This is a genomic window from Mesorhizobium sp. WSM1343, assembly GCF_055901535.1.
Genome location: NZ_CM148370.1, coordinates 5292051 through 5312054, shown reverse-complemented (window position 1 = coordinate 5312054; position 20004 = coordinate 5292051). Strand labels below are relative to the sequence as shown.

Annotated in this window: 16 protein-coding genes; 2 read left to right on the top strand and 14 right to left on the bottom strand. The window is 63.8% G+C overall.

The genetic code is table 11. The features are described from left to right. Nucleotides 1-38: 38 nt before the first annotated feature. From AC0NIL_RS26055 to AC0NIL_RS26040, 4 genes are all read right to left on the bottom strand, one after another. Complete coding sequence (locus AC0NIL_RS26055) at nucleotides 39-1013, bottom strand: ABC transporter substrate-binding protein (protein WP_027163833.1); 975 nt, start codon at nucleotides 1011-1013, stop codon at nucleotides 39-41. A gap of 419 nt (nucleotides 1014-1432) precedes the next feature. After that, nucleotides 1433-2197 carry an SDR family oxidoreductase gene (locus tag AC0NIL_RS26050; protein ID WP_013532887.1) on the bottom strand — a complete coding sequence of 255 codons (765 nt, stop codon included), beginning with the start codon at nucleotides 2195-2197 and terminating at the stop codon, nucleotides 1433-1435. 80 nt (nucleotides 2198-2277) lie between these two features. Next, entirely contained in the window at nucleotides 2278-3147 is an 870-nt protein-coding gene (locus tag AC0NIL_RS26045) for a DUF427 domain-containing protein (RefSeq protein WP_013532886.1), read from the bottom strand. A gap of 17 nt (nucleotides 3148-3164) precedes the next feature. Then, entirely contained in the window at nucleotides 3165-4820 is a 1656-nt protein-coding gene (locus AC0NIL_RS26040) for an ABC transporter substrate-binding protein (protein ID WP_473572727.1), read from the bottom strand. Nucleotides 4821-4932: 112 nt separating this feature from the next. Here AC0NIL_RS26040 and AC0NIL_RS26035 point away from each other — a divergent pair, with 112 nt between their 5' ends. Next, nucleotides 4933-5835 carry a LysR family transcriptional regulator gene (locus tag AC0NIL_RS26035; RefSeq protein WP_473572726.1) on the top strand — a complete coding sequence of 301 codons (903 nt, stop codon included), beginning with the start codon at nucleotides 4933-4935 and terminating at the stop codon, nucleotides 5833-5835. Nucleotides 5836-5860: 25 nt separating this feature from the next. Here the strand turns inward: AC0NIL_RS26035 and AC0NIL_RS26030 are convergent, their stop codons facing one another. The 7 genes from AC0NIL_RS26030 to AC0NIL_RS26000 all read right to left on the bottom strand — a co-directional run bounded on the left by AC0NIL_RS26030 (nucleotide 5861) and on the right by AC0NIL_RS26000 (nucleotide 14774). Further along, nucleotides 5861-7891, bottom strand: a complete 2031-nt coding sequence (locus AC0NIL_RS26030; RefSeq protein WP_275953780.1) for a dipeptide ABC transporter ATP-binding protein — start codon at nucleotides 7889-7891, stop codon at nucleotides 5861-5863. Beyond that, on the bottom strand, nucleotides 7884-8762 hold the full coding sequence (locus AC0NIL_RS26025; RefSeq protein WP_275953779.1) for an ABC transporter permease: 879 nt from the start codon (nucleotides 8760-8762) through the stop codon (nucleotides 7884-7886). The genes AC0NIL_RS26030 and AC0NIL_RS26025 overlap by 8 nt, the downstream gene beginning before the upstream one ends. Continuing rightward, on the bottom strand, nucleotides 8759-9742 hold the full coding sequence (locus AC0NIL_RS26020; protein ID WP_181172681.1) for an ABC transporter permease: 984 nt from the start codon (nucleotides 9740-9742) through the stop codon (nucleotides 8759-8761). The genes AC0NIL_RS26025 and AC0NIL_RS26020 overlap by 4 nt, the downstream gene beginning before the upstream one ends. 100 nt (nucleotides 9743-9842) lie before the next feature. Further along, nucleotides 9843-11507 carry an ABC transporter substrate-binding protein gene (locus AC0NIL_RS26015; RefSeq protein WP_275953778.1) on the bottom strand — a complete coding sequence of 555 codons (1665 nt, stop codon included), beginning with the start codon at nucleotides 11505-11507 and terminating at the stop codon, nucleotides 9843-9845. A 246-nt stretch (nucleotides 11508-11753) separates the two neighbouring features. Next, entirely contained in the window at nucleotides 11754-12938 is a 1185-nt protein-coding gene (locus tag AC0NIL_RS26010) for a mandelate racemase/muconate lactonizing enzyme family protein (RefSeq protein ID WP_127368703.1), read from the bottom strand. Between the two features lies 1 nt (nucleotide 12939). Next, nucleotides 12940-14046 (bottom strand): mandelate racemase/muconate lactonizing enzyme family protein, encoded by a 1107-nt coding sequence (locus AC0NIL_RS26005; RefSeq protein WP_275953776.1) that lies wholly within the window; start codon nucleotides 14044-14046, stop codon nucleotides 12940-12942. A 35-nt stretch (nucleotides 14047-14081) separates the two neighbouring features. Beyond that, nucleotides 14082-14774: a GntR family transcriptional regulator gene (locus tag AC0NIL_RS26000; RefSeq protein ID WP_275953775.1), complete on the bottom strand. Its 693-nt coding sequence runs from the start codon at nucleotides 14772-14774 to the stop codon at nucleotides 14082-14084. A gap of 132 nt (nucleotides 14775-14906) precedes the next feature. Between AC0NIL_RS26000 and AC0NIL_RS25995 the strand changes: the two genes are divergently transcribed. Continuing rightward, nucleotides 14907-15344, top strand: a complete 438-nt coding sequence (locus tag AC0NIL_RS25995; protein ID WP_275953774.1) for a LysR family transcriptional regulator — start codon at nucleotides 14907-14909, stop codon at nucleotides 15342-15344. 9 nt (nucleotides 15345-15353) lie between these two features. Here AC0NIL_RS25995 and AC0NIL_RS25990 read toward each other — a convergent pair whose 3' ends face one another. Genes AC0NIL_RS25990 through AC0NIL_RS25980 form a run of 3 tightly spaced genes read right to left on the bottom strand, consistent with a single transcriptional unit; the run spans nucleotide 15354 to nucleotide 19945 of the window. Further along, nucleotides 15354-16505, bottom strand: a complete 1152-nt coding sequence (locus AC0NIL_RS25990; protein WP_013532876.1) for an efflux RND transporter periplasmic adaptor subunit — start codon at nucleotides 16503-16505, stop codon at nucleotides 15354-15356. A gap of 15 nt (nucleotides 16506-16520) precedes the next feature. After that, entirely contained in the window at nucleotides 16521-19697 is a 3177-nt protein-coding gene (locus tag AC0NIL_RS25985) for an efflux RND transporter permease subunit (protein WP_224619736.1), read from the bottom strand. Next, nucleotides 19691-19945 carry a hypothetical protein gene (locus AC0NIL_RS25980; protein ID WP_024502614.1) on the bottom strand — a complete coding sequence of 85 codons (255 nt, stop codon included), beginning with the start codon at nucleotides 19943-19945 and terminating at the stop codon, nucleotides 19691-19693. The genes AC0NIL_RS25985 and AC0NIL_RS25980 overlap by 7 nt, the downstream gene beginning before the upstream one ends. Nucleotides 19946-20004 lie beyond the last annotated feature (59 nt).

Sequence of the window (20004 nt, the reverse complement as noted above, 5' to 3'; positions counted from 1 at the left end):
TGGTCAGCAGCCGGGTCTCATTTTTCCAGTCGGAACGATCACTGCGCCCAGGCTTTCCAGTCGGCCTCGTGGGCGGCGATCCAGGCAGCTGCGACGTCTTCCGGTGTCTTGCCGCCGAGATCGATCTCGCCGCTCATCTTGTTGAGCTCATCGGTGTCAATCGTGTAGGCCTTGGCCACCTTGTAGGCGACCGGCCATTTGTCCTTCATGCCGGACCAGGAGTATTTCCAGATCTCGCCATGCGGCTTGCCGCAGTCATATTTGGCGTCGGGGTTCACGCCCCATTTCGGGTCGTTGTAGCACTCGGGCGTGTATTCCGGGAATTCAACCCACTCGCCCTTGTACTTGGCCGGCGCCCAATGCGGCGAATAGATCCACAGCATGATCGGCGCCTTGCGCTGATAGGCGGAATCGAGCTCGGCGAACATCGCCGCGTCGGTGCCGGCATGGATGACGGTGAAGGGCAGTTTCAGCGCCTCGACGCGCTCGTCGTCAAAGCCTTCCCAGGTCACCGGGCCGCCGAGATAGCGTCCCTTCGGTGCGGTCTCCGCCGTCGAGAAGGCTTCGGCGCATTTCGGGTCCTTTAGCGCTTCCCAATTGGGCAGGCCCGGGCATTTCTCCTTCATGTATTCCGGAAACCACCACTCTTCCTTGGCCTTGGGTCCGAGCTTGCCCAGCCGTTCGGTCTGGCCGGTCGCATCGGAGGCCTTCATGGCTTCGCCGGCGGTCGTGTCCCAGAACTCCAGGCCGACATCGAGATCGCCATTGGTGAGGCCCGTGGTCAGGCTGGAGAGGTAGTCGGCCGTGGGATACTCGACGGTATAGCCGAGCTTTTCCAGGATACCGCCAAGGATCTTGGCGTTCAGATTGACGCTGGTCCAGTCGAACAGCGCGATCTTGATCGGATCGTTGGATTCTGGTGCGGCGGCTTGGGCGGAAGGTGTCAGTGCACTCGCCGCGGCGAGTGCGAAGGTTCCCATTGTTAAGTTCGAAATCACACTGCGAAGTGACATGCTTGTTCTCCTTCAAGCTGTGAAAATTATCGTTCGTTCCCTTCTTGCGGCTTTTCTTGATTGTGTTGGAAAGGCTGGTCTTTGCGCAAGGCCGTCGGCGCCAGATTGTTGCCCCGGCTTTGGCCGACGCAGGCAAGATGGTGCTCAATTCTAGTGATGATGGAACAGGACTGCAGTGTCGGCGTCATGGTTGCCGACGGATCGCTGCGGGGGCGGTCATCTGCGGATCGATTGCCAGTCTTGCGGCGCCTTGCAAGGTGCGAGCCATCAAGGTCTCATGTTCTCGGCTGTCGACCCGGCAAGCGCCATCTCGCCAAGCCAGTTTCATGGGATGAAATTATATATATCAAGGTTCATGTCGCGCAACGACTAACACCGCGCGAAGCGTATAAATTCAGACTGCAGGCGAAGTTGAACCTCTACCAGCAGACGTAGCCGCCATCGACAATCAGGTCGAGGCCGGTGACGAAGCTCGCTGCGCGGCTGGCCAGGAACACCGTCGGTCCGACCATCTCTTCCGGCGCCGCCATGCGCCCCATCGGCGTGTCGCGCTTGAAGATCTTGACCTCTTCGGCCACCTCAGGCCGCTTGTTCATCGGCGTCAGTGTGTAGCCCGGGCTGACGACATTGACGCGCAGGCCGCGATCGGCCCACTCCATGGCGAGACTCCTGGACATGTGGATGACGGCGGCCTTCGAAGAGTTGTAGTGCGCCTGCGTCAGGCCCCGGTTGACGATGGTGCCCGACATCGAGGCGATGTTGATGATCGAGCCCTTGCCTCGCACCAGCATCTTGCGCGCTTCGGCCTGACAGGACAGGAACACGCCGGCGACATTGACCTCGTGCACCTTCTGCCAAGTCTCCAGCGGCATCGTCTCGGCGGGTTCGGAGCCGGCAATGCCGGCATTGTTGACCGCAACGGTCAGCGCACCGAGTTCGCTCTCGACTCGATCGATCGCCGCCGCCAGATCGCTCTGCGATGTCACTGTACCGTTCAGCACCAGCGCCTTACGGCCGAGTGCCGTGATCCGGTGCGCCGTTTCATCCAGCCCACCTTTCGACGCATGACCAAAACAGGCGATGTCGGCGCCTGCCTCGGCCAGCCCGATCGCGATGGCCTGGCCGATGCCGCTGCCGGCGCCGGTGACCAGCGCGACATCGCCATCCAGCTTGAAAAGATCCATCGAGTGTCCTCCCTGTCCCAGGGAGGGTATGCGCTGACCCGTGCTTCGATCAAGCGCCCGCGCGCAAGCGGCGTCGATGCCTAGAAATAACCGCTCGACGCGGCCGTGGCTTCCTTCGGGATTTCGACGCCATCGACCAGGATCTTGTCGACCAGCTCGTGGTGGAAACAGACCAGCCCCTTGATGCGCTCCGCCTCGTGCACCGGCTCAGGATAATACCAGACCAGGTTCTCGTGGCGCTTGGCCTTGGTCGTCACGTGATAGTAGTTGGAGATGCCCTTGTAAGGACAGCGCGAGATGTAGCGGCTGGGCGCGAACATATCGAGCCGCGTGTCGGCGATCGGCAGATAGTGGCGCACCGGATGGCCGGTCTCGAACAGGAACACGCCGCGGCGTGAATCGGCGACCTGCTCACCATCGAGGATGACCTGCACGCGCCGCGACGACGGCAGGCAGTCGACGCGGCGGAACGGATCGCGGGCGTGGACAAAGATCTCCTCGTCCTCCTCGAACCAGTGCCCCATCTTGCTCCAGGTGAACGTCATATAGTCCGATATCGGCGGACAGCCCTTGACCGGATCGAGATAGCGCCAGGCCGCGTCCTCGACCAGCGTGATGCCGGTGTTGAGCGAATAGTGGGTGGCTGTGCCCTTGAATGGGTCCTCTGTCGTGGTCTTGCTCGGCAGCAGGAACTCCTCGCGAACGTCGCCGATCGGAAAATAGTAGACCGGCAGATGATCGGATTCGTAGAACACCAAGGCGTTGGTCGTATCGGCCACGGTCATTGACCCCACCTGCACGCGCAGGCGCTTCTGCGTCGGCATGGTGAAGGCTATGTAGCCCGGCTCGAAGTCGTACTGCACGATGCTGTCGAGCAGCGGAAAATGCGGCCCGCGGCCGCGCAGATGAGGCTTGCGAATGGTAGTCTCCCGTTTTGTTTCTTTTGTCATCGGGCGTTGAGGCACGATCAGCTCAGGGACACGCGATCGAGCAGCAGGCCGGCGGCGATCGGCGGCAAGCCGCTGACATTCTTGCGCACCGGCACCAGCAGATCGGGGAAATAGCTGAAGATGACAGGCGTCTCGTCGAGCAGCAGTTTCTGGATGTCGGAGGCGGCAGCGCGTTGCGCGCCGACATCGAGCGCCTTGAGATAGCTGGTGACCATGCCGTCATAGGCCGGGCTCTTGAAATGCGCCGCATTCCACGGACCGTCGCTGACCAGCGGGCTCTTCAGGAAGACGTTCGGCACGCTGCGATGGGCGTAGTCGGTGATGCCAAGTGGGCTGTCCAGCCAGTCCGACTGGCCGAACACCGCCTTGCCGTAATATTTGTCCTGGTCTTCGATGTTGAGCGAGATGCGGGCACCGATTTCCTTGGCGAAATTCTGGAACAATTGCGCGTAGCCGGGAATGTCGGAATAGCGCAGCGTCGTTAGCGTGATGTCGAAACCACTGGCAAGGCCCGCCGCCTCCAGCAACTGCTTGGCCTTGGCGATATCCTGGACGCGCTGCGGCACCGTCTTGTCGGTTGCGGGGAAAGCGGGTGCGAAGGGGCTGTCATTGCCGGTCGCCGCCATGCCGCGGCACAGCCCGTCGACCAGCTTGGAGCGGTCGATGCACAGCGCCAGCGCCTGGCGCACGCGCTTGTCGGTGAAGGGGCCGGTGTCGCAGCGCATGTGAAGCTGCCGGTGCGCGGTCGAAGCGACACGCAGCACCGTGATATCAGGACTGTTCAGCACCACCTGGCTTACATCGAGCGGAACGGCGTCGAGAATGTCGACCTCGCCGGCCTGCAGCGCCAGGATGCGCGGTTGCACGTCGCCGTAGAATTTGAATTCGAGCCGGTCAGGCAGCGCCTTCTCGCCCCAATAGTCGGTATTGCGGATGAAGGTCGCGCCGACCTTTTGCGTGTAGGTCTCCAGCCGGAATGGCCCGGTTCCTTCGAACGTCTTTTCGTAGTCGCCCTTGTAGCTCGCCGGCAGGATGACGGCGTTGTAATTGTCGATCGACACCGAATAGGGAAAGCTGCCATTCGGCGCATCGAGATGGAAGGCGACGGTGTGGTCGTCGACCTTCTGGGTGCCGCCTTTCGACAGCAGCCCCTTGAACACGGAAAGTGCATTGGAAGCGCCGTTGGGGTCGGCCAGCCGGTCGAAGGTCGCGACGACGTCGTCGGCCTTGAAATCCTCGCCATTGTGGAATTTCACGCCCTTGCGCAGCTTGAACGTCCAGACGCTGCCGTCCTCGTTCGGCGCCCAACTCTCCGCCAGCACCGGCTTCAAGGTGAGGTCCGGCTGCGTGATGCAGAGAAATTCGGCGGTCTGGAAAACCAGCTGGTAGCTGCCGCTGTCATAATAGGTGACGGGATCGATGGCGCCGCCCGGCGTCGCCACGCCGGCGCGCACCGTGCCGCCCGGCTTGCCCTCCGCGCGTGCTTGCTGCGTGCCGAGGCCGGCGGCCGCGACAAGGCTGCCCAGGAACGGCAGTGAGAGACCAAGCACGCTGCCATGGCGCAGGAAGTCGCGGCGGTCCATCCTGCCGGCCAGCAATTCGTCGACAGCGGAATTTTCGATTGCAGTGAGCGTTCTGCGAGCGTTGTCGATCATCCGGAAATGCTTGGGCATGGCTGGATTCCTCGCTTGTCTTGGGGTTCGGCCATCTAGTTCATTGTTGACTGCCGCCGGAAAGCGATATTTTTTGATAGGGGTCATCGAAATTTTCGATGCAGAGGTGGGCATGGACACTGAAAATCTGCGCAGCTTTCTCGAAGTCGCCACCCATGGCAGCTTCACCGTTGCGGCCAGCCGGCTCAACCTCGCGCAGTCCACCGTCAGCGCACGGATCAGGGGGCTGGAGGAGCAGTTGGGCCGCCGGCTTTTCGTGCGCGACCGCGATGGCGTCACGCTGACGCCGGCCGGGCGGCAGTTCCTGCCACATGCCTCTTCCATCACCCGCACCTGGGAGCAATCGCGGCAGGACATCGCCGTTCCCGATGGCTACGAGACCTTGCTGCGGCTGACCGCGCCTGCCTATCTGTGGGACCGCATCACCTCGCCATGGGTCGAGTGGATGCGCGCCAGGCGGCCGAACGTGGCGCTGCGGCTGGAGGGCAGCTTTCCGGACTCGGCGATCGACCAACTGGCGGAAGGCCTGCTCGATATCTGCATCCTCTATCTGCCGCGGCCGCACCCCGGCATCGTCTACGAAACGCTGGCGGTCGATCAGGTCGTGCTGGTGCAGCATGCCGCGCAGACCAGGCCGTGGACCGAAAACTACATCCTGATGGACTGGGGGCTTGAGTTCCGCATCGAGCACGACCGCGCCTTTGCCGGCATGGTCAAGCCGGCCATATCGGCCGGACTGGTCTTCATCGGGCTGCAGCATGTGCTGTCGCAGCAAGCCGCCGCCTATCTGCCGCTCAGCGCCGTCAGCGGCCATATCGAGCGCGGCGAAATGCGGCGCATCGACGACGCGCCGGTGTTCCGGCGGCCGATCTACCTCGCCTATCCCTCCAATCCTGTTTCTTCGGATGTCCTGGATGTCGCGCTCACAGGCCTGCGCACGCTGGCCAGGGACTGGGCCGAAGGGCAGGGCTTTTCGGAAGGTGACCGTGCTCTCAGCATGGCCGGCCAGGTCTGACTGGCCAAGCCACGGAAGCGCGGCGCTATGCCGGCTCGGTCACGGCCGCTCTCTGCAGCCTGGCCAGTTCGGCATATGGAATGTGGCAGCGGATGGAATGGCCGGGCTGGGCCTCGCTCAGCGGCGGCTCCTGCTGTTCGCAGATCGGACCGATCTTGCGCGGGCAGCGCGTGTGGAACACGCAGCCCGACGGCGGATTGGTGGCGCTCGGGATTTCGCCGTCGAGACGAATGCGCGCCGTCTCGGTCTGGTCGAGTTTGGGCACGGCCGACAGCAGCGCTTCGGTGTAGGGATGATGCGGCCCGGAAAAGACCTCTTCCGACGGTCCGAGCTCCATGATGCGGCCGAGATAGAGCACGGCGATCTTGTCGGAGAGGTAACGCACCACGGCCAGATCATGCGAGATGAAGATGTAGCTGACGTCTTCCTTCGACTGCAGGTCGGCGAGCAGATTGAGGATGGCAGCCTGCACCGAGACGTCGAGCGCCGAGGTCGGCTCGTCGCAGACGACGATGCGCGGGTCGCCGGCGAAGGCGCGGGCAATGGCGACGCGCTGCTTCAGGCCGCCGGAGAGCTGGCGTGGCTTGACGGCAAGATGGCGGTCGGTGAGCCGCACCGAGCGGACGAGGTCGTTGAGACGAGCCTCCAGCGCCTTGCCGGAGAGGCCCGCCAGCCGCTTCAGCGCGCGTCCGATCAGATGCCGGATCGAATGCGATCGGTTGAGTGCGGAGTCCGGGTTCTGGAAGACGATCTGCATCGCCTTGATCTGGTCGTCGCTGCGGTTCTCCAGCCTGGGCGCCAGCGCCTTGCCTTCCAGCTCGATCGTGCCGCCTGCGTCCGGCGGCACAAGGCCGAGCAGCAGCCTGGCGAAGGTCGTTTTGCCGCTGCCGGATTCGCCGACCAGCCCGAGCGTTTCGCCAGGCCGCAGGTCGAGCGACACGTCCTTCACGGCGCGCAGTGCATGGCCATGGCTGGCATAGGTCTTGTTCAGCCCGGTGACGCGCAGCACCGGCGCTGCCGCCGCCTTTGGTACAGGCGCCACATTGCTCGGCGTCGCGCGCGGCAGCGCCTGCGCCTTGTCGTGATGAAAGCAGCGCGACAGCCGGCCGCCCAGATCGTAGAGCGGTGGCAATTCGCTGCGGCAGCGGTCGTCGGCGAGCGCGCAGCGATCGGCGAAGGCGCAGCCCTTGATGTCGGCCCCGATGCCGGGAAGGAAGCCGGGAATGGTATCGAGGCGGCCCTGGTCCTTGCGCTGGCCCCCGCGCGGCAGGCAGCGCAGCAAGGCTACGGTGTAGGGATGGCGCGGGTCGTTGAAGACGACCTCCGTCGGCCCTTCCTCGACCAGCATGCCGGCATAGAGCACGCCGACGCGGTCGCACATGTTGGAGACGACGGCGAGGTTGTGGCTGATAAACAGGATCGAGGCCGACAGTTCTTGCCGCAGCTGTGCGATCAGGTCGAGCACTTCGGCCTCTACCGTCGCATCGAGGCCGGTGGTCGGCTCGTCGAGGATCAGCATCGAGGGATCGTTGGCCAGCGCCATGGCGATCGCCACGCGTTGCTGCATGCCGCCGGAAAGCTGGTGCGGGTAGCGCTGCATCACGCTCATCGGATCGGAGATGCGCACGCGATTGAGCATCGCAATCGCCCGGTCGGTGGCCGCTTGTCCCGAAATACCGCCGAGTTCAAAAATCTCGGTCAACTGACGGCCGACGCGGATCGACGGGTTCAGCGCCTTGCCCGGGTCCTGATAGACCATGGAGACGCTTTCCGCGCGCGCCCGCCTGAGCGCCTCGGCGTCGAGTTTCATCACGTTCTGGCCGTCGAGCGAGATCGTGCCGCCGGTGATAGAACCGTTTCTCGGCAGATAGCGCACCACCGTAAGCGCCACGGTGGATTTGCCGCAGCCGGATTCGCCGACCAGGCCATAGGCTTCGCCCTGGCCGATGGTGAGGCTGAGGTTACGCAGCACGGCGCGGTTGCGGCCGGCGACGCGGTAGGCAACCGAAAGATCGGTGACTTCGAGTGCGTTTTCGGCCTTGGCGGAGTTAGTCATTGAGCGCTCCGTGAACGCCGTCGGCCGCCAGATTGACGCCGATGACCAGCGAGGCGATGGCGAGCGCATCGAACAGCACCGTCCACCAGAAGCCGCCGCCGATCATGCCGTAGTTGTTGGAGATCGACAGCCCCCAGTCGGGCGAGGGCGGCTGGATGCCGAAACCCATGAAGGAGAGCGTGGCGACGGCGAAGATGGCATAGCCGAGCCGCACAGTGGTTTCGACCAGGATCGGCGGAATGACGTTGGGCAGGATCTCGACGAACATCGTATGCAGGGCACTTTCATGCCTTAGCTGCGCGGCAGCGACATAGTCGAGTTCACGCTCGGCCAGCACCGCGGAGCGCACGGTGCGCGCGATGATCGGCGCGAAGCTCAAGCCGATGACGACGATGACCGTCGTCTTCGAGGTGCCGAGCGCAACGATCGCCAGCAACGCAACGATGACCACCGGGATCGCCATGAAGGCTTCCAGGATTCGGCTGACGACATCGTCGGCGAGGCCGCGAAAATAGCCGGTGACGAGGCCGAGCGCCGTGCCGGCCACTGTCGCCAGCAAGGTCGCCAGCGGGGCGACGGTCAGGATGTCGCGCGAGCCGACGATGACGCGCGAGAAGACGTCGCGGCCGATCTGGTCGGTGCCGAACCAGTGTTCGGAAGAAGGCGGCGCCAGCGCGTTGATGATGTCGTCGGCGAGCGGGTCGTAGGGTGCGAAGTGCTCGCCGAACAGCGCGCAGGCAACCCAGAACAGCACGATGGCGAAACCGACAAGGAATGTTCGCGAGCGCAGCAGCGAGAAAAAGACCTCGGCCAGCGGGCCGCGCGGGCGCGTGTCGTCGGATCTCGAGGAGGTGGTCTGGATGGTGCTCATTGGTCTGACCCCAGCCGGATGCGCGGATTGAGCACGGAATAGAGGAAGTCGGCGACAAGAGTGGCCACGGCATAGACGATGCCGATGGTGAGGATGCCCGATTCCAGCATCGGGAAATCCTTGCCGCGGGCGGCAGTGAAGATCAGCGAGCCGATGCCCTGGTAGCGAAACAGCGTTTCGATGACGACAAGGCCGCCGATGAGGTAGCCGGTCTGCGTGGCGATAACGGTGATGGTCGGCAGCAGCGCATTGCGCAGCACATGGCGCCAGATCACCGTGCGCCAGGGCAGGCCCTTCAGCACGGCCGTTCGCGTGTAGTCGGAATCGAGCGCTTCGATCATGCCGGAGCGCGCCATGCGGGCGATGTAGCCGAACAGCACCAGGAACAGCGGCAGCGACGGCAGGATCAGGTAGTAGAGCTGCGTGAAGAAGCCGGCGTCGCGCGGCCATGCGGCCGATATCGGCAGCCAGCGCAGCCAGACACCAAAGATCAGGATCAGGATGATGCCGGTGACGAATTCCGGCAGCACCGTCACCGACAGACCGCCGAGGCTGATGATGCGGTCGAGCGGGCGGTTGAGGTTGAGCGCGGCGACGACGCCGCCGAGGATGCCGATCGGTACCACCAGCACGAAGGCGACCGCCGCCAGCTTCATCGAATTGCCGAGCGCATCGATGACGAAAGGCGCGACCGGCGAGCGGAAGATGTAGGACGTGCCCATGTCGCCCTGGACGAAATTGGAGATCCAGCCCCAGTACTGTGCCAGCAGCGGGCGATCGACGCCGAGCGTGTGATTGAGCGCGTCGACCGCGCGCTGGTCGGCGAATGGACCCAATATGGCGCGCCCGACGTTGCCGGGCAGCACCTGGCCGCCCAGGAACACCATGATGCTGAGCAGGAACAGCGTCACCAGCGACAGCGAGACACGCCGGGCAAGGAAGGAGAGAATGGCTAAGACTCCTTGTGGAGCCAGCCCCATGCGGGAGCTGGCTGTTAGAGGATTGGCTTTCCCTTTGAGCATGATCCCGAAAAGTGGGGACCGGTTTTCGGAAAAGGTCATGCTCCAACAAAGAGTTAGTTCAGGCTTTCGATGCCTTGTCGAGGAACAGCTGCGACATGGCGGTCGGCTGTACGCCGGCCACGCCCTTCGCCGTCGCCGTCAGATAGTCGTAGAAATAGCCGAAAATAACAGGCGTTTCCTCGAGCAACAGCTTCTGGATCTTGCCGGCGTCGGCCTTCTGCGCCTCGAGGTCGAGTGCTGCGATGTAGCTGGTCGCCAGCGCGTCATAGTCCTTGTTCTTGAAATGCGCCGCATTCCAGGTGCCTTCGCTCTTCAGCGGTGCCGCAAGATAGACGTTCGGCACGCCGCGGTGGCCGTAGTCGGTGATGCCCATCACCGAATCCAGCCAGTTCGATTTGCCGAACACCGCGTCTCCGTAATAGCCGCTCTGGTCGAGGATGTTGAGATCGAGCTCGACGCCGATCTCCTTGACCCAGTTCTGGATGAGCTGGGCGTATTCGGGGATTTCCAGGTAGCGTTCGGTGGTCAGGGTTATCTTGAAGCCCTGGCCAAGGCCGGCTGCTTCCATGAGCTGCTTGGCCTGGGCGATATCCTGCTTGCGTTGCGGCACGCTCGTATCGGTCGAAGGATAGACGGCGGCGAACGGGCTGTCATTGCCCAGGGCGGAGCGTCCCTTCATCAGGCCGGCGGCCAGCTTGTCGCGATCGAGGCAGAGCGCAATGGCTCGGCGCACGCGCGCATCCTTCAACGGACCCTCGTCGCAGCGCATGTGCAGCTGCTGATGGGCCGACGACTTCAGGCTGATGATGTCGATGTTCGGATCGTTGAGCAGAGCGACACCGGCCAACACCGGCATCTGGTTGATGATGTCGACCTGTCCGCCCTGCAGCGCCAGGATCTGCGGCTGCATGTCGGTGAAGAAGGTGAATTCGGTGCGCTCGGGCAAGGCCTTGGGACCCCAATAGTCCTCGTTGCGGACGAAGGACGCGCCGACCTTTGCCGTGTATTTCTCAATTCTGAACGGCCCGGTGCCGTCGAAGCTCTTTTCGTAGTCGCCCTTGTAGCTCGCCGGGATGATGACGGCGTTGTAGTTGTCGGACGACACCATGTAGGGGAAGTTGCCGTTCGGCGCATCGAGGTGGAATTCCACCGTGTAGTCGTCGACCTTCTTTGAAGCGCCTTTCTGCAGGATGCCGGTGAACACCGACAGCGCATTGGACGAGTTGGCCGGGTCGGCAAGGCGGTCGATGCTGGCCACGACGTCGTCGGCCTTCATCTCGCCGCCGCTGTGGAATTTTACGCCCTTGCGCAGCTTGAAGGTCCACACCGTGCCGTTGTCGTTCGGCTTCCAGCTTTCGGCCAAGGCCGGCTGCAGCACCAGATCGGGGCCGTCGACGCAAAGGAATTCGGCAACCTGCTGCATGATCAGCAGGCCGCCGGCGTCCGCAATGCTGACCGGGTCGATCGTCGCCGCCGGCACACTGCTGGCGACGCGGATGGTGGCGCCCGGCGCGCCCTGGGCGCGCGCCAGCGACGGCATGCCGCCGAGGCCGGCGGCCATGCCGATGCGGCCCAGCAGCGGCAGCGACAGGCCGAGCAGGCTGCCGTGACGGACGAAGTCGCGGCGGCTGACACGGCCGTCGACGAGGCCATCGATCAGGTGATTTTCAATCGGCGTGCGATTGCGCCGGATCAGATCGAGAATGCTGTGGTTCTTGCTCATGGGTTTTTACCCTTTCCCCTATTTCTTATGGTTGACGAAATTTCGTGGATTGCTCCATTTTCCCGGCACCGGAGGCCTGTCTATCGGAACTTTAGCATGCGGTTTTGTCCGGTCCATCCAGTCGTGGCATGGACGCTCCGGATTGTTGGCTGCACTGCTTCCACCGTCTTTGTCCAACCTTCCCGACCGAAGTCGCGGCGGTTGGCTTCTCGTGTCTGGCCGTCGGTCTTGGCCGCTAGCCGTCATCTAGTTCAGCGGCAAACGGCGATAGGTTCCGGGCTTTGCCGGGTCATGATACTTGTTGCACGGTCCTTTCTCGGTAAAGTCTCTGTGACAGGCAGCGAGGTTTTCGCGCGACAAGGTGACGCCGAGACCGGGACCTTCCGGAACGCGCACGACATTGTTTTTCGGCGAAAACGGTCCTTCCTCGGTGACATCCATCGGCAGCATGCGAAACAGCGACTGGTTCGGCTCCCTGATCCAGCCGAGTGCCGCGCACAGATGCAGATAGGCGGCGCTGCCGATGCCGCTGTCGCCGCTGTAGCACCAGAAATCGATCCCGGCATGCTCGCAGGCGCCGACGAAGCGCAGCAGCCGGCCGATGCCGCCATGCGTCGTCGGGTTGCCGACGAACGCGTCCGGCACTTTGGTTTCCATGGCGCGCGCAATGTCGATGTTGTGGGTCGAGAACGGGATCGAGCAATGGCGCCGCAACTCGCGCATCTCCTCGATGGTCGCCACCGGATCCTCCCAGTTGCGCACGCCCAACTCTTCCAGCGGGCGCGCCAGCCGCCGCGCGGTGCTGAGCGAATACGCCTGGTTGGAATCGATACGGATCATCGCATCGTCGCCGAGTTTCCTGCGGATCAGCTCGACCATCCTGAGCGAGATTTTCGGATCTTCGGTCGAGAACTTGCCTTCGAAGAAAGTCGTTCCATGCGTCTCGTGCAATTCGACGCAATAGTCGGCGACTTCCTGGGGCGTCGTCTCGCCCTTCACATTTGGCCCATCACCGCGCAGCGAAAAATAGTCGGTGAACGGGATATCCTTGCGTACGGCGCCGCCAAGCAACTGATAGAGCGGCTGGTTCCACGCCTTGCCGCGCAGGTCCCACAAAGCCATCTCGATGGCGCCGAAAGCCATGATGCGCGTGCGGTCGTTGATCGACTGCACGCCGGTCCAAAAGGGCAGGCAGACATGCTCGGCGCCGGCGATGTCGAAGGCATCGCGCCCGACCAGCCGCGGCGCCAGGACATTATTGATGATCGCGGCCGCCGCTGGCGTCGGCGCTTCGCCGAGGCCGACCAGGCCATCCTCGGTCTCGACTTCGACGACGGTCGGTGAAAATCCGTCGAGTTCGCCGAACACCCAGGCATAGGGCGCTTCGAGGCGCAGATTGATCGGCGTGGCTTTGATGCTGCGGATTTTCATCTCAGCGCCCGATCTCGAAGAACGGCGCGCCGAGCAGATCGGGAACGACGTCTATGCCGAGACCCGGCCCGTCTGGAATGCCCATGCGGCTGCCGGTGACCGGTGGCATGTTCGATGCCGTGCGCACCGTCACCCATTCATGGAAGGCGATGGCGTGCAGCCGGCGCTCTTCCGGCGTCGACAGCGACAGATGCGCCATCGCCGCGGTGTCGATCTCGGCGCCGCCCGTGTCCTCGACCGTGATCATGAAGCCGAGGTCGACGGCAACGTCGCGGATCTGGCGCGTCTTCGTCACGCCGCCAAGGCGCGAGATCTTCAGCGTCAGCCCGTCGGCCGCGCCCAGGCGATGAATTTCCAGCATCGCCTCGAGCGAGGTGACGGATTCGTCGAGCACCATCGGCTTGTCGAGCATGCGGCGCACCGACATGTTTTCATCGATCGTGGTGCAGGGCTGCTCGAACGTGTAGTCGATGGCGCGCGTGGCATCGGCGAATTGGCGCGCCTGATAGGGAGTCCAGCCGGCATTGGCGTCGCAGAAGATGACCGTGCCTTTCGGCACCGAGGAGGCAACCGCGATGACGCGTTCGATGTCGTCATGGACATTGCCGCCGACCTTGACCTGCAGCCGGTGGAAGCCGTCCTTGACGATGCGCTTGGCCAGCGCGGCCATGGCGTCGACGCTCCCGTGCGTGACGACCTTGTAGAGTTCCGCTGTGTCGCTTTCCTTGCCGCCGAGCAGCGTGACCAGCGGCACGTCGGCTGCGCGCGCCGCCAGATCCCAGCAGGCCATGTCGAGCACCGACTTGATGTAGGGATGGCCCTTGAACACCGTGTCCATCAGCCGCCCGATGCTGGCCAGCCCGCGCGGATCGCGGCCGATCAGATGCGGCGCGATCTCGACCACGCCGGCGCGAACGCCGGCGGGGAAGGCGGCTGAGTAAAAATTGCCGAGCGGCGCCATCTCGCCCCAGCCGGTGATGCCGCTGTCTGATGTCATGGACACGATCACCGCGTCGAAGGCGTCGGCCTCGCGCCCCTTCGACATGCGGTATGGCCCGTCAACGAAGGGCTGCATGACGTGGTAGGCCTTGATGGTCTCGATCTGCACGTGTCTTGTCCGCTGTCTGTGGTGTTGGGAACGGGTCAGGCGCCCCTCGATGGGCGTTGTTCGAGGCCGCGCGCGTAGGCAAGCAACTCCTCGAAGTCGAGATCGATATGCTCCCTGGCATGGCGCTGGGCCGCACGCATGTCCTTGCCCTTCAGCAACCGCACATAGGTTTCGTGAACGTCTTCGGCCGACACCGGCTCGTTGCGGGCATGCTGGTGGAGCGCGAAATACATCTGCAGCCGGCTGGTCAGCCGCTGCCAGGTTTCCAGCAGCACCGAATTGTCGGCCCATTCGTAGATCAGGCCATGCAGTTGCAGCGCGGTTTCGATCTGGCGTGTCGTGTCCAATGCGCGGGTCGCCTGCTTCACGGCTTCGTGGCGCCGGTCGAGCTCGTCGAAGAAGCGCTGGTCACGCAGCGGCCACGCCCGCTCGATGGCCAGCTCGTCCATCACCTTGTTGAACGAATAGGCATCGTCGATGTCCTTGGCTGTGACCTCGATGACGAAGGTGCCGGCATAGGGGATGCTGGTCAGGATCCCTTCCTGGACCAGCTCGCGCATCGCCTCGCGCAGCGGCGCGCGGCTGACCCGCATCTGTTCGGAGATACGGAGCTCGTTGAGCTTCTGGCCGGGCGCGAGCTGGCCGGTCAGGATCGCGCGCCGCAACAGCGCAACGATCTCGGCGCGTCGCGTCGTATCCGCGATAGGACTGAAATCCGCTTTCGCCATTCGGCCACTCCCAGGAAACCGAAAGCAAGACAAGCAGATTGTCGACAATCTAACAAGAGGCTATCTCAATTGATTGGCCAACGCTGCAGAGACCGTTCCGAAATTCCCTCTGGCGAGTCATATGGAGCCGCTGTGGAACGGTTGCCGCCGCTGAATGCGATCAAGGCTTTTGAAGTTGCCGCCCGTGCCGGCAGCTTCACTTTGGCCGCCTCTGAACTCGGCGTTTCGTCGGCGGCGGTCAGCCAGCAGATACGCAATCTCGAAACCTGGTTCGGCAAGCAGCTGTTCGCGCGCAGCGGCAACCGCATCGCGCTCACCGACGCCGATCGCCTCGGCAAGGCTCGGCCTGGGCATCGCGCTTGGCCAGCGGGTCATGGCGCACGCCGATCTGGAGGCCGGTCGGCTGATTGCGCTCTCCTCCGTCTCGGTGCGCCTCGGGCACCCCTATTGTGCATTCATGCCGCCGGCCAAGGCCGACCGGGCCGATGTTGCCGGTCTGGTCGATGTTCAGTCGAGCGGCGCCCGCGACCTGTGGGAAGGCCGGGGCGCCGCGCTGAAGCCGGATCCTGACGGGGGTGTTCAGGTGGCCGGCTTTTCCGGTATCGGCGATACGGGCGCTCCGGGGCCGATCTTCTGCAGATTGCCCGTAATCACCTGGTCGCCCTCGGCGACGCCGCTGAGGATGGCGACCTGATCGCCGCTCGTCGGTCCGAGCGAAACGAGCCGCTGGTCGACCGTGTTGCCCTTGCCGACGACATAGAGATATTTGCCGAGCTGGCTTGAGCCCAGGGCCGTCTGGGGCACCATCAGCGCATCGGCCTGCTCTCTCACATGCAGCCGGACACGGACATATTGGCCCGGCAGCAGCGTGAACTTGCCATTGCCGATCGTCGCGCGCGCCGTGATCGTGCCGGTCGAGCGGTCGACCGAATTGTCGATGAAGGTAAGCTCGCCCTTCTGGCTTGCCTCGGTCTGGCCGGGGAGCAGGACATCCACTTCGATCGGGCCGTTCGCACGGGCTTGCTCGATCTCGGTCAGATCCGTCTCGCTCGGGTTGAAGGTGACGTAGATCGGGTCGAGCTGCACCAGCGTGTTGAGCACGGTGCCGGCGACGCTGACCAGCGTTCCGACCGAGGCCTGGTTGCGGCCAAGGCGCCCGGCAAACGGCGCCCGGATTTCAGCGTAGCTCAGATTGAGCTCTGCCGTGCGGACCGCCGCCTGGTTCAGCGCCAGCGATGCCTGCGCTTCGCGCAATGTGCTGGTGCGCTGGTCGAAGCCGTCCTTGGCGAGGTAGCCGCTCTTGGCGAGCTCGGTGCCGCGACCAAGATTCGAGCGGGCATAGTCGAGCGTCGCCGTGTCGCGCTGCACCTGGGCCTTGGCCTGGTCGAGCGCCGCCTGGAAGTCGTCAGGCGAGATCTTGTAGAGAAGATCGCCTTGCCGGACGTCGACGCCGTCGGCTGCGGTCTGCTCCTGCAGATAGCCGGGAATTCTCGCCTGTAAGGTGATGCTGCGGATCGGCTCTGTCCGCGCGGCATAGTCGAGGTAGATCGGGATCGTCTTCTTGACGACACTGACCACCGGCACCGGCATGACGAACGCCGCCGGGGCGGGCGCCGCACCTGCCGTGCCGGCATTGAGGCTGAGATTGCCCATATCGAGCAGGTGGACGCTGGCCACCGAGATCGCACCCAGCGCGACAGCCGTTCCCAACGCGATTTTCCATTTACGCATGATCAGTCTCCAATCTTATTCGGCCGCTTCCGCCAGGGGCGGTAAAGCGTGCTCAGCAGTTGGTTCATTGTCTTGAGAGGTGGGCTCGTCTTTGCTGCGGCGTTCACGCAGCTGTTCGATGACCGCGTAGAACACCGGCACGAACACCAGCGACAGGATGGTCGCCGCGACCATGCCGCCGAACACGGTGGTGCCGATCGACTGCCGGCTTGCCGCACCGGCGCCGGTCGCAAACATCAGCGGCAGCACGCCGAGGATGAAGGCGAAGGCCGTCATCAGGATCGGCCGCAGCCTGAGCCGTGCCGCCTCCATCGCCGCGTCGACGATGCTGAGGCCTTCCTCGCGCCGTCGCCTTGCGAATTCGACGATCAGGATCGCATTCTTGGCCGCCAGGCCGATCAGCATGACGAAGCCGATCTGCGAGTAGACGTCGATCTGCATGCCACGCAGCAACAACGCTGCGAAGGCGCCGAACAGGGCCAGTGGCACCGCCAACAGCACCATGAACGGCATCGCCCAGCTCTCATACTGCATCGCCAGGATCAGGAAGACGAAGACAATGGCGAGGCCGAAGACGACGGACGCGATCGATCCTGCCTTGAGCTCCTGGAAGGTGATGCCGGTCCATTCGAAACCGAAATCCCTTGGCAGCGCGGTTGCAGCGGCCCGTTCCATGGCGGCAACCGCCTGGCCGGAGGAAAAGCCCGGTGCGGCGCCGCCATTGATCGAGGCCGAGGCATTGTTGTTGTAGTGCGGCACGGTCTCCGGGCCGACGAAGGGCACGAGTTTGCCCAGCGTCGAGAGCGGCACCATGCCGCCGGAGGCATTGCGCACATAGAGCCGCGAAATGTCGGCGGCACCCGCACGTGCATCCTTGTCGGCCTGGATGGTCACCCGGAAGGTGCGGCCAAACAGGTTGAAGTCGTTGACGTAGAGCGAGCCGAGATAGATCTGCAGCGTGTTGAAGACATCGGGCAGGTTGAGGCCGAGCAGTTTGGCCTTGCTGCGGTCGAGGTCGTAGTTGAACTGCGGCGTCGAGGTCGAGAACGGCGAGAACAGCTGCTGCGGGTTGATTTCCGGCTGCTTGCGCGCCTCGGCGATCACGGCTTGCGTCGCATCGTTGAGGGCTGAACTGCCGCGGCCGGTCAGATCCTCGACGACGAACTCGAAGCCGCCCGTCGTGCCGATACCGGGGATCGACGGCGGATCGAAGCTCAGCGCGAAGGCCTCCGGGATCTGCATCAGCTTGCCGCGCACATCGGCGACGAGCTTCGACGCGCTCTGGTCGGGGCCCCGCTCCTCCCACGGCTTCAGGATGGCGAATTCGACCGCCGAATTCGATTGCGCGGCACTGGTCAGGAAGTTCAGGCCGCTGATCGAGCCGACGATGTCGACGCCGGGCGTCGCCTGCAGGATGTCACGCGCCTTCTGCGCCACCGCGTCGGTGCGTTCCAGCGACGCGCCGTCGGGCAACTGGATGACGACGAAGAAATAGCCCTGGTCCTCGACCGGAAGGAAGGTCGAGGGCAGCCGCTGCCAGACGAAGTAGGTGGCGACCAGCCCCGCCGCGAACAGGCCGAGCATGATCCAGCGCAAGCGGATGAGGATGCGCACACCATTGGCATAGGCGTGCGACAGCCTGTCGAAGCCGGTGTTGAACCAGCGGAACGGGGCGAACTGCGTTTCGCCGCGATGCCGCAGGAAGGCGGCACTGAGCGCGGGGCTCAGCGTCAGCGAGTTGAAGGCGGAGATGCCGACGGAGATCGCCACCGTCAGTGCGAACTGATTGTAGAGCTTGCCGGAGACGCCGGGAATGAAGGCGACCGGCACGAACACCGCCATCAGCACCGCGGTGGTGGCGATGATCGGGCCGGTGACCTCGGTCATTGCGGCCTTGGTCGCCGCAAGCGGTTTGAGCCCGGCCTCCAGCTGTCGTTCGACATTCTCGACCACGACGATGGCGTCGTCGACGACGAGGCCGATCGCCAGCACCATGCCGAGCAGGGAGAGCATGTTGAGCGAGAAGCCGAGCATCTCCATGACGACCAGCGTCGCCACCAGCGACACCGGAATGGCGATGGTCGGGATGATCGTCGTGCGCCAGCTTTGCAGGAAGAGGAACACCACGGCGACGACCAGCACCAGCGCTTCGCCGAGCGTGATCAGCACGTCATGCATCGACGCCGAGACGAAGCGGGTGGTGTCGTAGTGCATCGCATAGGACACGCCCTTCGGGAAACGGCCCGACAGCTCCTGCATCTTGTCCTTGACGCGCTGCTGCAGATCGAGCGCGTTGGAGCCGGGCATCTGGTAAACGGCAAGCACCACGGTCGGGTCTTTGCCGAAGAAGGCGGACGACGAATATTGCAGCGCGCCGAGTTCAATGCGGGCGACGTCGCGCAGCCTGACCAGCGAGCCGGTATCGGTGTTGGCGCGCACGACGATGTCGCCGAATTCCTTGGGATCGCTCAAGCGGCCGACGGCGTTGACCTGCATCTCGAAGGCGGTGCCGGCGGGTGCCGGCGACTGGCCGATCTTGCCGGCCGCCACCTGGACGTTCTGTTCGGCGATGGCGTTTTGCACATCGACGGCGGTGATGCCGAGATTGGCGAGCTTGTCGGGATCGAGCCAGACGCGCATCGAATAGCGCCGCTCGCCGAAGATCTGCACGTCGCCGACGCCGGGCAGCCGCTTCAGCGGGTCGACCACCTGCAGATAGGCAAGGTTGCTCAGCGCCACCGGATCGACCGAACTGTCGGGCGAAGTCAGGTTGACGATGAGGACGAAGTTCGGATTCTGCTTCTTGATCGTCACGCCGCCCTGGTTGACGATCGCCGGCAGCGACGAGGCGGCCTGCGAGACGCGGTTCTGCACGTCGACGGCGGCGGTGCTCAGCGAATAGCCGACATCGAAGGTGATGGTGATGGTCGAGGAGCCGTCATTGGAACTCGTCGACGACATGTAGGTCATGCCCTGCACGCCGTTGATCTGCTGCTCCAGCGGCGTCGTCACCGTGTCGGCCACCACTTGTGCGCTGGCGCCCGGATAATGGGCGCTGACCACGACCTGCGGCGGCGTGATGTCGGGAAACTGCGAGACGGGCAGCAGGAAATAACAAATCGACCCGGCGAGCACCATGATGATGGCGATCGCCGAGGCGAAGATCGGACGGTGAATGAAAAAGTTTACCACGACACGCACGCCTCTCCGGCTGCTGTTGCCCGCCCGAAGGCGCTGGCAACCCTGGACAGCCTTTGGCCGCGCTTGTCACCGAGGCCGTCCCGCGAACGCAGCAACGGCACCTCGCCACGCTGCGTATCGGCGAGCGAGCGCAACATCGTCTCGAAGGCGCGCGGGTCGACGCCATCGGCTTTCATGACCAGCCGGATCATCGGATCCCGGACGGCTTCATCTATGGTAAGATCGCGGCGCTGTGGCATGGCCGGCTCCTTGTCTGTCGATTCGCAGCCCGTGCTCGCGAACCGTTTTCATCTCTTCA

Bases quoted from the DNA above. Each gene is read 5' to 3' on its own strand.
- AC0NIL_RS26055 (WP_027163833.1), bottom strand. From the start codon at position 1,013: ATGTCACTTCGCAGTGTGATTTCGAACTTAACAATGGGAACCTTCGCA.
- AC0NIL_RS26050 (WP_013532887.1), bottom strand. From the start codon at position 2,197: ATGGATCTTTTCAAGCTGGATGGCGATGTCGCGCTGGTCACCGGCGCC.
- AC0NIL_RS26045 (WP_013532886.1), bottom strand. From the start codon at position 3,147: ATGACAAAAGAAACAAAACGGGAGACTACCATTCGCAAGCCTCATCTG.
- AC0NIL_RS26040 (WP_473572727.1), bottom strand. From the start codon at position 4,820: ATGCCCAAGCATTTCCGGATGATCGACAACGCTCGCAGAACGCTCACT.
- AC0NIL_RS26035 (WP_473572726.1), top strand. From the start codon at position 4,933: ATGGACACTGAAAATCTGCGCAGCTTTCTCGAAGTCGCCACCCATGGC.
- AC0NIL_RS26030 (WP_275953780.1), bottom strand. From the start codon at position 7,891: ATGACTAACTCCGCCAAGGCCGAAAACGCACTCGAAGTCACCGATCTT.
- AC0NIL_RS26025 (WP_275953779.1), bottom strand. From the start codon at position 8,762: ATGAGCACCATCCAGACCACCTCCTCGAGATCCGACGACACGCGCCCG.
- AC0NIL_RS26020 (WP_181172681.1), bottom strand. From the start codon at position 9,742: ATGGGGCTGGCTCCACAAGGAGTCTTAGCCATTCTCTCCTTCCTTGCC.
- AC0NIL_RS26015 (WP_275953778.1), bottom strand. From the start codon at position 11,507: ATGAGCAAGAACCACAGCATTCTCGATCTGATCCGGCGCAATCGCACG.
- AC0NIL_RS26010 (WP_127368703.1), bottom strand. From the start codon at position 12,938: ATGAAAATCCGCAGCATCAAAGCCACGCCGATCAATCTGCGCCTCGAA.
- AC0NIL_RS26000 (WP_275953775.1), bottom strand. From the start codon at position 14,774: ATGGCGAAAGCGGATTTCAGTCCTATCGCGGATACGACGCGACGCGCC.
- AC0NIL_RS25990 (WP_013532876.1), bottom strand. From the start codon at position 16,505: ATGCGTAAATGGAAAATCGCGTTGGGAACGGCTGTCGCGCTGGGTGCG.
- AC0NIL_RS25980 (WP_024502614.1), bottom strand. From the start codon at position 19,945: ATGCCACAGCGCCGCGATCTTACCATAGATGAAGCCGTCCGGGATCCG.